General features: G+C 65.7%; 13 protein-coding genes. 1 reads left to right on the forward strand and 12 read right to left on the reverse strand.

Going from position 1 to position 15,117, the window contains the following annotated elements; genetic code table 11:
* Positions 1–143: 143 nt before the first annotated feature.
* Entirely contained in the window at positions 144–1,079 is a 936-nt protein-coding gene (locus AC1Q7Q_RS07655; RefSeq protein WP_492374439.1) for a M23 family metallopeptidase, read from the reverse strand.
* A 94-nt stretch (positions 1,080–1,173) separates the two neighbouring features.
* Between AC1Q7Q_RS07655 and AC1Q7Q_RS07660 the strand changes: the two genes are divergently transcribed.
* Positions 1,174–1,686 carry a hypothetical protein gene (locus AC1Q7Q_RS07660; RefSeq protein ID WP_492374440.1) on the forward strand — a complete coding sequence of 171 codons (513 nt, stop codon included), beginning with the start codon at positions 1,174–1,176 and terminating at the stop codon, positions 1,684–1,686.
* Positions 1,687–1,814: 128 nt separating this feature from the next.
* Here AC1Q7Q_RS07660 and lpxC read toward each other — a convergent pair whose 3' ends face one another.
* The 11 genes from lpxC to mraY form a co-directional block, all read right to left on the reverse strand.
* The gene (gene lpxC, locus AC1Q7Q_RS07665) at positions 1,815–2,732 is read right to left on the reverse strand and encodes a UDP-3-O-acyl-N-acetylglucosamine deacetylase (RefSeq protein ID WP_150986813.1); all 918 of its coding nucleotides are present in this window, start codon (positions 2,730–2,732) and stop codon (positions 1,815–1,817) included.
* Positions 2,733–2,905: 173 nt separating this feature from the next.
* Positions 2,906–3,412 carry a peroxiredoxin gene (locus AC1Q7Q_RS07670; protein WP_492374441.1) on the reverse strand — a complete coding sequence of 169 codons (507 nt, stop codon included), beginning with the start codon at positions 3,410–3,412 and terminating at the stop codon, positions 2,906–2,908.
* A gap of 492 nt (positions 3,413–3,904) precedes the next feature.
* Positions 3,905–5,104 carry a cell division protein FtsZ gene (gene ftsZ, locus AC1Q7Q_RS07675; protein WP_006162527.1) on the reverse strand — a complete coding sequence of 400 codons (1,200 nt, stop codon included), beginning with the start codon at positions 5,102–5,104 and terminating at the stop codon, positions 3,905–3,907.
* Positions 5,105–5,268: 164 nt separating this feature from the next.
* Positions 5,269–6,501, reverse strand: a complete 1,233-nt coding sequence (gene ftsA, locus AC1Q7Q_RS07680; protein WP_035875601.1) for a cell division protein FtsA — start codon at positions 6,499–6,501, stop codon at positions 5,269–5,271.
* A complete protein-coding gene (locus AC1Q7Q_RS07685; protein ID WP_492374442.1) occupies positions 6,498–7,400 on the reverse strand; it encodes a cell division protein FtsQ/DivIB in 903 nt (300 codons plus the stop codon). Before AC1Q7Q_RS07685 ends, ftsA begins: the two co-directional genes overlap by 4 nt.
* A gap of 57 nt (positions 7,401–7,457) precedes the next feature.
* Entirely contained in the window at positions 7,458–8,441 is a 984-nt protein-coding gene (locus AC1Q7Q_RS07690; protein WP_492374443.1) for a D-alanine--D-alanine ligase, read from the reverse strand.
* Positions 8,438–9,877 carry a UDP-N-acetylmuramate--L-alanine ligase gene (gene murC / locus AC1Q7Q_RS07695; RefSeq protein ID WP_416049745.1) on the reverse strand — a complete coding sequence of 480 codons (1,440 nt, stop codon included), beginning with the start codon at positions 9,875–9,877 and terminating at the stop codon, positions 8,438–8,440. The genes AC1Q7Q_RS07690 and murC overlap by 4 nt, the downstream gene beginning before the upstream one ends.
* A 12-nt stretch (positions 9,878–9,889) precedes the next feature.
* On the reverse strand, positions 9,890–10,960 hold the full coding sequence (gene murG, locus AC1Q7Q_RS07700; RefSeq protein ID WP_441633969.1) for an undecaprenyldiphospho-muramoylpentapeptide beta-N-acetylglucosaminyltransferase: 1,071 nt from the start codon (positions 10,958–10,960) through the stop codon (positions 9,890–9,892).
* Positions 10,961–11,069: 109 nt separating this feature from the next.
* Positions 11,070–12,311 carry a putative lipid II flippase FtsW gene (ftsW, locus tag AC1Q7Q_RS07705; RefSeq protein ID WP_006162532.1) on the reverse strand — a complete coding sequence of 414 codons (1,242 nt, stop codon included), beginning with the start codon at positions 12,309–12,311 and terminating at the stop codon, positions 11,070–11,072.
* Positions 12,308–13,834 carry a UDP-N-acetylmuramoyl-L-alanine--D-glutamate ligase gene (gene murD, locus AC1Q7Q_RS07710; protein ID WP_492374444.1) on the reverse strand — a complete coding sequence of 509 codons (1,527 nt, stop codon included), beginning with the start codon at positions 13,832–13,834 and terminating at the stop codon, positions 12,308–12,310. The genes ftsW and murD overlap by 4 nt, the downstream gene beginning before the upstream one ends.
* A gap of 56 nt (positions 13,835–13,890) precedes the next feature.
* Positions 13,891–15,060 (reverse strand): phospho-N-acetylmuramoyl-pentapeptide-transferase, encoded by a 1,170-nt coding sequence (gene mraY, locus AC1Q7Q_RS07715; protein ID WP_017227540.1) that lies wholly within the window; start codon positions 15,058–15,060, stop codon positions 13,891–13,893.
* Positions 15,061–15,117 lie beyond the last annotated feature (57 nt).

A 15,117-nucleotide genomic window follows, 5' to 3' on the forward strand; every position in this document is an offset into this window, starting at 1 on the left:
TTTATCATGCGCGCGGGTCACGACCGGAACCAAGCGGCAGGTGAAACGCTGTGCAAACCACACCGCGCGTCCCCCGCCACTTGACGGCCCGGACACAACCCGCGCATCCAATCCTTCCGACATCGGGGCGACGCCCCGGTTCTTCAACGGATGAGATTGCGATCGGTGGGGTCCGGCGCCTGGGCGACCTGGGCTGGCGCAGGCTTGGCGACGGCCAGGAAGCGATTCGGGTTTTGCGGCACACCGTCCACGTGCACCTCGAAATGCAGGTGCGCGCCGGTGGAGCGCCCGGTGGAGCCCACCAGGGCGATCTGCTGGCCAGGCTTGACGAGGTCGCCGGCCTTCACCTGCAGCCTGGACGCGTGCGCATAGCGGGTCTTGAGGCCGTTGCCGTGGTCGATGTCGATCAGGTTGCCATATTCTGGATGCCATTCCGCCGCGACCACCACGCCGCCGGCCGCCGCCACGATCGGGGTACCCGTGGGTGCCGAAAAATCCACGCCATCGTGTGGGGTGCGGCGCCCGGTGAAGGGGTCGAAGCGCCAGCCAAAGCCGGATGCATCGTAGCCGCTCGCCACCGGCAGCACGCGCGGGACACGGCGGCTCTCGCTCTGGCGGTCCAGCAGGGTGCTCGCCACCGCGTCAAAATAGTCCGCGTGCTGCTCAGCCTGGTCCGACAGGCGTGCCAGCGCAAGCTGCAGCTCCGGCAGGCTCGAGGTGCGCGACTGCGCGGATGCGGCCAGGCCGCCACGCCCGGGCGGCCGCTGGAAGTTGAATTCCTTGGGTGCGATGCCGGCAAGCCCCGAGACCCGCTCGCCAAGCGCGTCCAGCCGCACCATCCGGGCCTGGATCTCGCCCACGCGGGTCGCGAGCACATTGAGGTTGGCCCGCAGGTAAGCGTCGTCGCCCGGTGCCCGGGCCGGCGCCGCGATGCCCGAGCGGGCCACAACCCAGGTCAGGGCCGACGACACCAGCGCAACGACGAGGCACAGCAACGCGATGCCGGCAAAGACCTTGCCCCGCGACAGGGTGAAATGGCGAACACGCGGTAGGCGTGGGTGAAGCACGATGATCTGCATGGCGCAACTCCTTCTCATGCCTGGCCGGCGCAGCCCGGGCAGCCGCGACGCATAAGCCGCCGCACTGACGCGAACGGCACGCTAGAATGCGCGCATGCGCATGTTTACCCATTACGCCCTCCAGACGCCCGCCGCCAAGCCGCTTAACGACTGGCTGGACAAGGCTGGCCCGGTCTCGGCCCTGATGCAGACGGCACGGGAACTGGCGGTACTGGAGGCTGAGGTGCTATCGCTCCTGCCACGCGGACTGCAGGATGGCATCGCTGTAGCCGGCGTCAAGCAAGACGCCCGCGGCGTCGGGCAAGGCCAGTCGGAGCGAACTTTGCTGTTGCTTGCCGCCCATGGGGCCGCAGCGGCACGAGTCCGACAAGTGGTTCCTACACTACTTTCCAGGCTGCAACAGCGGGGATCGCAGATTACCGCAATCCGGGTGAGGGTACAACCGGAGGTCGGGCGGCAGAGCGATTGGGACACCGGGCCGGTGGTGAAGCCCAAGGTGGCGCGGATGTCGGCGACCGGCTTGTCCAGCCTGACCCAGCTGGCCCAGGAACTGCCCGAGTCGCCGTTGCGCGACGCGCTGAATACGCTGTTGTCCCACCATCGGTGAAGGTGAAGGCGTCGGCAGGCGCTGATACCGGAAGCGCAAGCCTGTTCGACGCCCAAATGTAAAAAAAGCCGGCCTGGTGGCCGGCTTTCACATAGGACCGTGCAGCGGCCCTGGATTCCCTTCCCGCGCTACGCGAACGCCGGCGCCAACTGCGGCAGGAAAGCTGGCGGCGCATCCTCGACGCGCTCGAACGTCACCATCTCGTAGGCTTCCTGATCGGCCAGCAACGCGCGCAACAGCTGGTTGTTCAGGCCGTGCCCGGACTTGTTGGCGATATACGCGCCAATCAGCGGATGTCCGACCACGTACAGGTCGCCAATCGCATCCAGGATCTTGTGGCGCACGAACTCGTCGCCGTAGCGCAGCTCTTCGTTGTTCAGCATGCGGTGCTCGTCGAGCACGATCGCGTTGTCCAGGCTGCCGCCGCGCGCCAGGCCCATCTCGCGCAGGGCTTCCACTTCATGGGCAAAGCCGAAGGTGCGGGCGCGGGCGATTTCGCGCACATAGCTGGTGTCGGCGAAATCGATGGCGAAGGTCTGGCCGGTCTTGTCCACCGCGGGATGGCGGAAATCGATGGTGAACGCCAGCTTGAAGCCAAAGAAGGGCTCCAGCCGCGCCAGCTTGTCGCCTTCACGCACTTCCACGGCTTTCTTCACGCGGATGAAACGCTTGGGCGCCGATTGCTGCTCGATCTCGGCCGACTGCAGCAGGAAGACGAACGACGCAGCACTGCCGTCCATGATGGGGATTTCTTCGGCGTCGACATCCACATACAGGTTGTCGATGCCAAGGCCCGCGCAGGCGGACATCAAATGCTCCACGGTCGACACGCGCGCGCCGTCCTTCTGCAGGACCGACGCCAGGCGCGTGTCGCCAATGGCTGACGCGCTCGCGACGATTTCGACCGCTTCGGGCAGGTCGACGCGGGTGAATACGATGCCGGTATCCACCGGGGCCGGGCGCAGCGTCAGCGTCACTTTACGGCCCGAGTGCAAGCCAATGCCAACGGTCTTGACCAGGGATTTGATGGTGCGCTGTTTTAGCATGACAGTCTCAGCTATTATTAAAATCTATCAAGTACACTTTCCAATATAGCGATTTTACCATTGCTTCGTTTGCTGCGCTGCGTCACTTTGTTTCGGTGTGTTAGCAAGAGGAAATAAATCACCATAAGTGCGCAAAACGTCATTTTAATGACGTGTGCTGACACACTCTCGTATTACGCGCGCAACGCAGCCAGCACGGCTTCGGCGCTGCTGACCTTGAACTCGCCGGGCGCTTCAAGCCACAGATGGGACACCACGCCATCGTCAAGCACCATGGCATAGCGCTTGGAGCGCACGCCCATGCCGCGCGCGGTCAGGTCTTGCTCCAAGCCCAGCCGGCGGGTCCATTCGGCACTGCCGTCGGCCATCATGCGCACGCGCCCGCCGGTCTGCTGCTCGCGGCCCCAGGCGCCCATGACAAAGGCGTCGTTGACCGATACACACCAGATCTCGTCCACGCCGGCTGCGCGCAGCGCGTCTGCCTGCGCGACAAAGCCCGGCACATGCTTGGCGGAGCAGGTCGGCGTAAAGGCACCGGGCAGGCCGAACACCACGATCTTGCGGCCACGCGCGAGTTCCAACGCCGAGAAGGAATTGGGCCCAAGGGCGCAGCCGCCGGTTTCGACCTCGAAGAACTCATTCAGCGTGGCGTCTGGCACACGCGCTCCAATAGCGATCATGTTGTGTCTTCCTGTCTCGGTAAAAACCCTGTTTAGCATCATAGTGCGCCCGCCGCGGGCGCCCAAGGCGGTTCACCGCCCGTTACTTCGTCGGAATCATCCGACAAGGCGGTACCCAGGCTCTTGCACAGGGAGCATCGGGCGGCTCGTGCCATGCGGCGCACGATGCTTACATCACTTCAAGGCGGCTTTTCATGCTGCGGGCCACACTGTTCTTGAAATAAATCCGCGCGCCGATCTTGCGATCGACGCGCGGACGACGGCACATCCCGGCCGGGAGGGGCGGGAGACCAGTCCGGGGAGGCGGCCGGAGGCACGCCTGTCCCGGCGACGGGATGCAGCCTGAGCGTCAGCGAAAGGGCAGCCGGGCTGGTTGCCGCTCAGTCCGAAACCACCGGGCGGAACACGAGCGTAGGGAGCGCTTGCGTGCTTCGCTGGTCCGGGGTCGCGGCCTGATGGCAACCGGCCCTGCCGGCACCTTGCCGAGCCAACTCAGTCCGCCTGCTTGCGCAGGAAGGCCGGGATGTCGTACGTATCCACACCCTTTTCCTGCAGCGCAGCCACGTGGGCGGACGCAGACTCGCGCGAGCTGCGCCATACCGCCGGCGTGTCCAGATTGCTGTAGTCCGGCGCGCTGCTGTGGCTTACGCCCACATTGCTGGTCATGTTGCCCATCATCTGCACCGGCATGTTGTCGGTACCGGTCTTGAGCAGGGTCATCGGCTGTTGCTTCTTGGCCGAACGGCCCAGGCCTGTCGCCACCACCGTCACGCGCAGTGCATCGCCCATGGCGTCGTCGTACACCGTGCCGAAGATCACGGTGGCATCTTCCGCGGCGTAGCTGCGGATGGTGTTCATGACTTCCTTGGTTTCCGACAGCTTGAGCGAGCGGCTGGCCGTGATGTTGACCAGCACGCCGCGTGCGCCCGACAGGTCGACGCCTTCCAGCAGCGGGCTGGCGACAGCCTGCTCGGCAGCCAGGCGGGCGCGGTCAACGCCCGACACGGTGGCCGTGCCCATCATGGCCTTGCCCTGCTCGCCCATGACCGTCTTCACGTCTTCGAAGTCGACGTTCACCAGGCCATCGACATTGATGATCTCGGCAATGCCGGCAACCGCGTTGTGCAGCACGTCGTCGGCGCACTGGAAGCACTTGTCCATCTCGGCGTCATCGCCCATCACTTCGAACAGCTTTTCGTTGAGCACAACGATCAGCGAATCGACGCAGGACTCCAGCTCGCCCGAGCCAGCTTCCGCCACCTTGGCGCGGCGCGCGCCTTCGAACTCGAAGGGCTTGCTGACCACGCCCACGGTCAGGATGCCCATTTCCTTTGCAACCTGGGCCACGACCGGGGCAGCGCCGGTACCGGTCCCGCCGCCCATGCCGGCAGTGATGAAGACCATGTGCGCACCACGCAGCGAGTCGGCAATCTGCTCGCGCGCCTGATCTGCGCAGTTGCGGCCGACCTCCGGCTTGGCGCCGGCCCCCAGGCCGGTGTTGCCGAGCTGCAGCACGCGCGACGCGCTGGAGCGCTTGAGCGCCTGCGCATCGGTGTTCATGCAGATAAATTCGACGCCTTGCACGCCACGGCTGATCATGTGCTGCACAGCGTTACCGCCCGCGCCGCCCACGCCGATCACCTTGATGATGGTGCCGTCCTGCAATTCCGTTTCGATCATGTCAAAGTCCATCACTGCCTCCAAGAAGAATCAGCCGCCAAACGCTGCAGCCTCCCCGCCGCAACCCTTGGTTACTGAACAAGAAACCATCAAAAAACTGCGTGTTCAACGGCCTGCCCGCCATTCGGTGGACAGGCCAGCCATTCAAACCAGTGCAATCCAGTCGCCTGCAACGTTCAGAAGTTGCCGACGAACCATTCCTTCATGCGGGTCCACACCTGCTTGACCGAGCCGCTCTGCACCGCTACCTTGCGCCCGCGCATGCGCTGCACGCGGCCTTCGAGCAGTAGTCCCATTACGGTCGAATAGCGCGGACTCTTTACTACTTCGTGCAAATTTCCGCGATATTCCGGCACGCCGACCCGAACCGGCTTGAGGAAGATGTCCTCGCCCAGTTCCACCATGCCCGGCATCATCGCGGTGCCGCCGGTGATCACGACCCCCGACGACAGCAATTCCTCATAGCCCGACTCGCGCACCACCTGGTGCACCAGCGAGTACAACTCCTCGATACGCGGCTCGATCACGGCCGCCAGCGCCTGGCGCGAAAGCGAACGCGTGCCACGGTCGCCAACGCCAGGGACCTCGATCATGTCTTCCGGGTCGGCGATGGCCTGCTTGGCGATGCCGTACTGGATCTTGACGTCCTCGGCATCGGGCGTGGGCGTGCGCAGCGCCATGGCGATGTCGTTGGTGATCTGGTCGCCGGCGATGGGGATCACGGCCGTATGCCGGATCGCGCCTTCGCTGAAGATGGCGATATCGGTGGTGCCGCCACCGATGTCGACCAGCACCACGCCGAGTTCCTTCTCGTCCTCGGTCAGCACCGCCAGGCTGGAAGCCAGCGGCTGCAGGATCAGGTCGTGCACCTCCAGGCCGCAGCGGCGCACGCACTTGACGATGTTCTGCGCCGCGCTGACCGCGCCGGTGACGATATGCACCTTCACTTCCAGGCGGATGCCGCTCATGCCAATCGGCTCGCGCACGTCTTCCTGGCCGTCGATGATGAATTCCTGCGTGAGGATGTGCAGGATCTGCTGGTCGGTCGGGATATTGACCGCCTTGGCGGTCTCGATCACCCGGGCCACATCGGTCTGGGTGACCTCCTTGTCCTTGATCGCCACCATGCCGCTGGAATTGAAGCTGCGGATATGGCTGCCGGCGATGCCGGTAAACACCTCGGAGATCTTGCAGTCGGCCATCAGCTCAGCCTCCTCCAGCGCACGCTGGATAGACTGCACGGTGGCCTCGATATTGACCACGACCCCTTTCTTCAGACCCTTGGACTCTGACTGGCCCATCCCGATCACTTCGTAGCTGCCGTCGGGGCGCAACTCCGCCACCACCGCGGCCACTTTGGAAGTGCCGATATCGAGACCGACCAGTAGGTCCTTGTATTCCTTGCTCATCGGTTTTTCTCCGCGTTCTTACTCTTGAGTCGCGTCGGATTGTTGTTCGGATTGGTGCTTGCGTTCGTGTTCGCGCTGGTGCTCGTGCTGGAACCGGCTGCTCTCGCCTTGGCCGCCGCCGCTGCCTGGGCATCGGTCAGGAAGCGCACGTTAGCCGCGCGAATCGCGAACCCGTTGGGGTATCGCAGGTCCGCATACTCGATCTGCTTGCCCCACTGCTCCGTGACCTGGGGCCAGGCCACCACGAAGCGCTTGACGCGCTGGTCCATGGCGTCGCGCTCCTCGTCGTTCTGTTCACGGCCAAGCTCCACCACCATGCCGTTGGAGAGCTTGGCGCGCCAGGCGTAGCGGGACGACAGCGTGACCGCCAGCGGCTCCACCTTCAGCGGCTTGAACCACTCGCGCATGACTTCGAGCTTGTCCACCACGTCGCCCTCGCTGTCCGGCGGGCCATCGAGTGCGAGCAACTGGGCATCTTCCTCGGCTTCGGCCGGATTGGCGACGAAAACTTCACCATAAGTGTTGATCAGGCGGCCACTGTCGGCATTGCCCCACGTACCGAGCGCTTCGTGCTCCTCGACCTCGACCGCCAGCCCGTTGGGCCATTCGCGCCGCACGCTGGCACGGCGCACCCAGGGCACCGACTCGAAGATCTGGCGCGCCTCGTTCAGGTCGAGCGTGAAAAAGCTCCCCGACAGCTTGCCCAGCGCGTTGGCGCGCACGCTCGGCGCATTGACATGGCGCAGGGTGCCGCCTTCCATCGACAGCAGCTCGACGTGGGTAATGGCAAACACCGGCCGCTGCGCCAGCCATAGCAAGCCGGCCGCGAACGCCATCATCGCCACCAGCGCGTAGAGCGTGGAGGCGATCAGGTTAAGCAGGCGAGTGTTGTGCCACATGGCGTTGGGTTGTCCCGGTTCCGGTCAGTCAGGGTTCAGTGTTGGCTCGGTCTATGCTCAATCGGGCTTCCAGGCCGCGCTGGGATGCAGGTCCAGCGTGGCCGCGGCAATCACCTGCATGACGAAGTCCTCGTAGCTGATGCCCACCGCGCGCGCGGCCATCGGCACCAGCGAATGGCCGGTCATGCCGGGCGAGGTATTCATCTCGAGCAGGTAAGGCTTGTCGTCGGCGCTGAGCATCACGTCGGCGCGCGCCCAGCCGCGGCAACCCAGCACGCGGAAGGATTGCACCGCCAGGCGCCGGACTTCGGCTTCCACGTCGGCCGGCAGGCCCGACGGGCACAGATACTGGGTATCGTCAGTAAAGTACTTGTTTTGATAGTCGTAGTTCGCGCCGGGGGCAACGATGCGGATCACCGGCAGCGCTTCGGCGGTGGCGCCCTCCCCCACGATCGGGCAGGTCAGCTCCGCGCCATCGATAAAGGTTTCGGCGATCACGTCGTTGTCCAGCGCCGCGGCCTTCTCGAAGGCGGCGCGCATCTGGCCGGCTTCGGTCACCTTGCTCAGGCCGATGGACGAGCCCTCGCGCGCCGGCTTGACGATCAGGGGCAGGCCCAGGTCGGCCACCACGGCATCGAAATCGGTATCGGCGTGCAGCATGGCGAAGCGCGGCGTGGGCAGGCCGTGCGTGGTCCACAAGCGCTTGGTGGCCTGCTTGTCCATGGCCAGCGCCGAGGCCAGCACGCCGCTGCCGGTATAGGGCACGCCGAGTTGCTCGAGCAGGCCCTGGATGGTGCCGTCCTCGCCATAGCGGCCATGCAGGGCAATAAAGACGCGGTCAAAGCCAGCCGTGGCCAGCTCAGCCACCGACTGCAGGCCGGGATCGAAGGCATGGGCATCGACGCCGCGCGAGCGCAGCGCGGCCAGCACGCCGTTGCCCGACAGCAGCGAGATCTCGCGCTCGGCCGAGCGGCCGCCAAGCAGCACGCCGACCTTGCCCAGCGCCTTGGGATCGATATTGGGATGGGCGACGAAGCTCATGCCTGCCCCCCGGCTTGCTGAGAAACCAGTTGTCCAGGCACGGTACCGATCGTGCCCGCACCCATCGTCACCACCACATCGCCGGGACGCACGGCGTTCAGGATAGCCTGCGGCATTTCGTCGATCTGCTCCACAAAAACGGGTTCAACCTTGCCTGCCACGCGCAGCGCGCGCGTCAGCGCGCGGCCATCGGCGGCCACAATCGGGGCTTCGCCGGCGGCATAGACCTCGGCCAGCAGCAGCGCGTCCACGGTGCCCAACACCTTGACGAAATCCTCGAAGCAGTCGCGCGTGCGGGTATAGCGGTGCGGCTGGAACGCCAGCACCAGCCGGCGCCCCGGGAACGCACCGCGCGCGGCGGCCAGCGTCGCGGCCATCTCGACCGGATGGTGGCCGTAGTCGTCCACCAGCGTGAAGGTGCCCGCGCTCTTGGCCTCGCCCGGCTCGATAGTGCCGACGCAGGCCACTTCGCCATAGCGCTGGAAGCGGCGTCCCACCCCGTGGAACTCGCGCAGCGCCTTGACGATGGCGGCGTCCGGCACCTCCAGCTCGGTCGCGATGGCAATCGCCGCCAGCGCGTTCTGGATGTTGTGCATGCCCGGCAGGTTCAGCACCACCTCCAGCGGCGCCTCGGCGTGTCCGTTCAACTGGCGCAGCACGGTGAAATGCATCTGGCCGTCGACGGCGCGGGCATTGACCGCACGCACCTGCGCATCTTCGGCAAAGCCGTAGCGCACGATTGGCTTGGACACGAACGGCATGATCTCGCGCACGTTGGGGTCGTCCACGCACAGTACGGCGATGCCATAGAACGGCAGGCGCTGGGTGAACTCCACGAACGCCTGCTTGAGCCGGGCAAAGTCATGCCCGTAGGTGTCCATGTGGTCGGCGTCGATGTTGGTGATGACCTCGATCACCGGGAACAGGTTCAGGAACGAGGCATCCGACTCGTCGGCCTCGGCCACGATGAAGTCGCCCGTGCCCAGGCGCGCGTTGGCGCCCGCCGAGTTGAGCCGGCCGCCGATCACGAAGGTGGGATCGAGTCCGCCTTCAGCCAGCACCGACGCCACCAGGCTGGTGGTGGTGGTCTTGCCATGCGTGCCGGCGATGGCCACGCCCTGCTTCAGCCGCATCAACTCGGCCAGCATCACCGCGCGCGGCACCACCGGGATGCGCTTGGCGCGCGCGGCCAGCACCTCGGGGTTGTCGTTGGTCACGGCGGTGGACACCACCACCGCATTGGCGCCGTTGACGTTGGCGGCGTCATGCCCGTGCATCACGGTCGCGCCGAGCGACGCGAGGCGCCGCGTGGCGGCATTGCTGCCCACGTCGGACCCTGAGACCTTGTAGCCCAGGTTCAATAGGACCTCGGCGATGCCGCTCATGCCGGCGCCGCCGATGCCTACGAAATGGATGTTCTTGACGATGTGCTTCATGAATCCGTTGGTTCAATCCCTGGCCATCTGGCTGCAGATCTCCGCCACGCGCCGGGTCGCTTCGGGCTTGGCAAGACCGCGCGCCTGATGCGCCATCTCTCTGAGTCGGGGCCGCGACAGCGAGGCCAGCGTCTGCGCCAGCCCGCTCGCGGTCAGTTCGTTCTGTTGGACCAGCAAGGCGGCATCCTGGGTCGAGAGGAACTCCGCATTGGTGGTCTGGTGGTCATCGACCGCATGCGGGAACGGCACGAACAGTGCCGCCACGCCTGCCGCCGCCACCTCCGACACGGTCATTGCGCCCGCGCGGCAGATCACCAGATCCGCCTCTGCGTATGCCGCCGCCATGTCGTCGATAAAGGGCAACGCTTCCGCCGCCACGCCGGCGGCCTGGTAGTTGGCGCGCAGCGTGTCGATCTGCTTCGCGCCGGCCTGGTGCTTGACCAGCGGGCGCTCGCCTTGCGGCAGCAGCGCCAGCGCCTTGGGCACGACCTCGTTGAGCGCCGCCGCGCCCAGGCTGCCGCCCACCACCAGCAGCCGCAGCGGGCCGGTGCGGCCGTCGTAGCGCGCCTCGGGCGCCGGCATGTGCGCCACTTCGTCGCGCACCGGGTTGCCGGTCCACTCGCTGTCCGGCAGGGCATTCGGGAAGGCGCACAGCACCCGGTCCGCGACCTTGGCCAGCACCTTGTTGGCCAGCCCGGCAATCGAGTTCTGCTCGTGCAGCACCAGCGGCCGCCCCAGCAGCGAGGCCATCATGCCGGCGGGGAACGTAATATAGCCGCCCATGCCCAGCACCACGTTGGGCCGCACCCGGCGCAGCGCCTGCAGGCTTTGCCAGAAGGCGCGCAACAGGTTCAGCGGCAGCATCAGCTTGGTCAGCGGGCCCTTGCCGCGCAGGCCACCAAACTGGATGAACTCCATCGGGATGTCGTACTTGGGCACCAGCGTGGCTTCCATGCCGGTGCGGTTGCCCAGCCATACCACCCGCCAGCCCTGCTCACGCAGCGCGCGCGCGACCGCCAGCCCGGGGAAGACGTGCCCCCCGGTGCCACCAGCCATCACGAGCAAGGTGCGCGGTGCGCTCATACCTTCCCTCCGCGCATCATTGAATGGTTCTGGCTACGGCCGCTGCGCTTAACTTCCTGCTTACGCAGGAAGTTAGCCTCCGCCGGAACCAAGTGATGCTGCGCTACGGTCATACCTTCCCTCCGCGCATCATCACCCGGTTCTCATAGTCGATACGCAGCAGGATCGCCAGCGCCACGCAGTTCATCAGGATGCCCGAGCCGCCGTAGCTCACCAGCGGCAAGGTCAGCCCCTTGGTGGGCAGCAGGCCCAGGTTCACGCCCATATTGATAAAGGTCTGCCAGCCAACCCAGATGCCGATGCCCTTGGCCACCAGGCCGGCAAAGGTGCGGTCGAGCTGCAGGGCGGTGCGGCCGATCTCGAAGGCGCGGCGCACCATCCAGTAGAACAGCACGATCACCACCAGCACACCCACAAAGCCGAATTCCTCGCCAATCACGGCGAGGATGAAGTCGGTATGCGCCTCGGGCAGGTAGTGCAGCTTCTCGATGCTGCCGCCCAGCCCCACCCCGGTCCACTCGCCGCGGCCGAAGGCGATCAGCGAATGGGTGAGCTGGTAAGCCTTGCCCAGCGCGTTGGCTTCTTCCCACGGGTTCAGATAGGCGAAGATCCGCTCGCGCCGCCAGGGCGACGCCGTGATCAGCAGCGCGAACGCGCCCACCGCCACGCCAACCAGGCCGGCGAACAGCTTGCCGTTGATGCCACCGAGGAAGAGGATGCCCATGGCGACGGTGGCCACCACCAGGAAGGCGCCCATGTCGGGCTCCAGCAGCAGCAGCATGCCGACCACCACCACGGCCACGCCCATCGGCAGGAAGCCCTTGCCCACGTTCTGCATCCACTCCTGCTTGCGCACGGTGTAGTTGGCGGTGTACAGCACCACCGCCAGTTTCATGAACTCGGAGGGCTGGAAGTTCATGATGCCCAGCGGAATCCAGCGCCGCGCGCCATTCACGCCCTTGCCCACGAACGGCACCAGCACGACGATCAGCATCACCAGCGCAATCACGAACAGCTTGGGCGCGTACTTATCCCAGAACTTGACCGGGATCTGGAAGGCCAGCAGGCCCATGGACAGCCCGATGAACAGCGCAAACGCGTGGCGCGCGAGGAAGTGGCTCTCGCGGTAGTTTGCATAGCGCGGCGAGTCAGGCAGCGCGATCGAGGCCGAATAGACCATCACCAGGCCAAGCGCGAGCAGCACGATCGCCACCCACAGCAGTGGCTGGTCGTATTCCATCATGCGCGAGCGCGTCGGCTTGACGCCGGACACCGCATCGCGCAAGCCGCCCCAGGCGTTGCCGATGGTGGCCCCGATAAAGCCGCTACGCTTGACCTGTGCGTCGCTCATGGCACGATCCCCCTGGACATCGCCAGTTCTTCCACCGCGGCGCGAAAGACTTCGGCACGGTGCACATAATTACGGAACATGTCGAGGCTGGCGCACGCCGGCGACAGCAGCACGGCGTCACCGCCCTGCGCCGCACTGGCGGCCAGCGTGACCGCCTGCTCCAGCGTGGCGGCATCGGCCAGCGTGACGCCAGTGTCCTGGAGCGCGCGGCGCAGATCGCCGGCATCCTTGCCGATCAGCACCACGGCGCGCGCGTACTGCGCCACCGGCGCGGCCAGCGGCGAGAAATCCTGCCCCTTGCCTTCCCCGCCGGCAATCAGCACCACCCGCTTGTCCAGGCCGGACAACGCGGCGACGGTGGCGCCCACATTGGTGCCCTTGCTGTCATCGAAGAACTCGACATCATCCACCGTGGCGACCCACTCCACGCGGTGCGGCTCGCCGCGGTACTCGCGCAGGCCATGCAGCAACGCGTTCATCGGCAGGTCGATGGCGCGGCACAGCGCCAGCGCGGCCATGGCGTTGGTAGCGTTGTGCATGCCACGGATATGCAGCGCGTCGGCAGGCATCAGGCGCTTGTGGCGCACCGGCACGGCTTGCTCGCTCTCGGCGGCCGCGGCCTTGCGGCGGCGCGGCTTGTTCTCGCCTTCGGCTTCGCTATCGGGCTCGGCCACCACCAGCCAGGGCATGCCGCCCTCGCGCTGGACGCCGAAGCAACCCGGGAATTCGGGCAGATCAGTGCCGAAGGTCACCAGTGCGCTGGCCGGGCGGGCCATATCCAGGCTGAGCCGGTCATTGCGGTTCAGGATCTGCAGGCAGCCGGCTTCGCCGGGCGCCGGCACCGGGCCGAAGATCCGGGCCTTGGCGGCGGCATAGGCTTCCATGCTGCCGTGCCAGTCAAGATGGTCCTGGGTGATGTTGAGCACCGTGGCCGCGTGCGGCGCCAGCGTATGCGTGGTCTCCAGCTGGAAGCTCGACAGTTCCAGCACCCAGACCTCGGGCAGCGTGGCCGAGGCGATACAGGCGGCCAGCTTGTCCAGCGCCGACGGACTGATATTTCCCGCCACCGCCACGCTCTTGCCAGCGCGCTCCACCAGGCGGCCGGTCAGCGCGGTAGTGGTGGTCTTGCCGTTGGTGCCGGTGATGGCCAGCAGCTTCGGCGCGTAGCCCGACTCTGCCCGCAGATGCGCGAGCGCGCGCGCGAACAGCTCGATTTCGCCCCATACTGGAATGCCACGCTCGCGCGCCACTGCCAGCAGCGCGGCGGTATCGCTCTCCAGCGGCGACAGGCCAGGGCTGATCGTCACCAGTTCGATGCCGTCGAGCAGCGCTTCGGCCAGGGCGCCGCCATGAAACTCGGCCGAGGGCAGCTCGGCCTGCAGGAAGACCAGGTTGGCGGGAGCCTCGCGCGTGTCGGCAACGCGCACGGGGGCACCATACAGGCCGCACCAGCGCGCCATCGCCAGCCCCGATTCGCCGAGGCCCAGCACCAGCACATGAGGTTTTTGCAACTCGCCAAACACTTCGATTCCCGCCTTTCTTGCGTTACTGCGTTAATAGATACGGATACGCGCTGGTTTCAGCGCAACTTGAGCGACGACAGCCCGATCAGCACCAGCAACATGGTGATGATCCAGAAGCGCACCGTCACCTGCGTTTCCTTCCAGCCCGACAATTCAAAGTGGTGGTGCAGCGGCGCCATCTTGAACAACCGCCTGCCCTCGCCGTAGCGCCGCTTGGTGATCTTGAACCAGCCCACCTGCAGCATCACCGACAACGTTTCCACCACGAAGATGCCGCCCATCACGAACAGCACAATCTCCTGGCGCACGATCACTGCCACCGTGCCCAGCGCGCCGCCCAGTGCCAGCGCGCCAACGTCGCCCATGAAGACCTGGGCCGGGTGCGCGTTGAACCAGAGGAAGGCCAGCCCCGCCCCCGCCAGCGCCGAGCAAAAGATCAGCAATTCGCCGGCCCCAGGAATATGGGGGAACAGCAAGTACTTGCTGTAGACCGAACTGCCCATCACGTAAGCAAACACGCCCAGCCCGCTGCCGACCAGCACCACCGGCATGATCACCAGGCCGTCCAGCCCATCGGTCAGGTTCACCGCATTGCTCGAACCCACGATCACCAGATAGGTCAGCACGATGAAGCCGGCCACGCCCAGCGGATAGCTCACTTCCTTGAAGAAAGGCACGATCAGGTTGGACTTGTAAGGCATGTCGAGCGACAAACCGCCTTCGACCCAGCCCAGGAACAGGTCCCACACCCGCACATTGCTGCTTTCCGATACCGAGAACGCCAGGTAGACCGCGGCCACCAGGCCGATCAGGGTCTGCCAGAAAAACTTCTCGCGGCTCGACATGCCGCGCGGATCGCGATAAACCACCTTGCGGTAGTCATCCACCCAGCCGATCGCGCCGTAGCCCAGGGTCACCAGCATCACGACCCAGATAAAGCGGTTGCCCCAGTCGCACCACAGCAACGTGGAGATAGCGATCGACACCAGCACCAGCACGCCGCCCATGGTGGGCGTGCCGGCCTTGACCAGGTGCGACTGCGGGCCGATGGTGCGCACCGCCTGGCCGATCTTGAGTTCGGTCAGCTTGCGGATCACCCACGGCCCTAGGCCGAGCCCGATCAAAAGCGCGGTGAGGTTAGCCATCACCGCGCGGAAGGTCAGGTAGTTGAAGACCCGCAGGAAGCTGTAGTCGTTTTGCAGCCACTGGGCCAGAGCCAATAACATCGTGTGTCCGTATTCCTTTCGACAACCACCCAGCGGCGCCGGGCTATCTGACTGATT

It is taken from the genome of Cupriavidus sp. GW823-FHT07A04, from assembly GCF_058794615.1.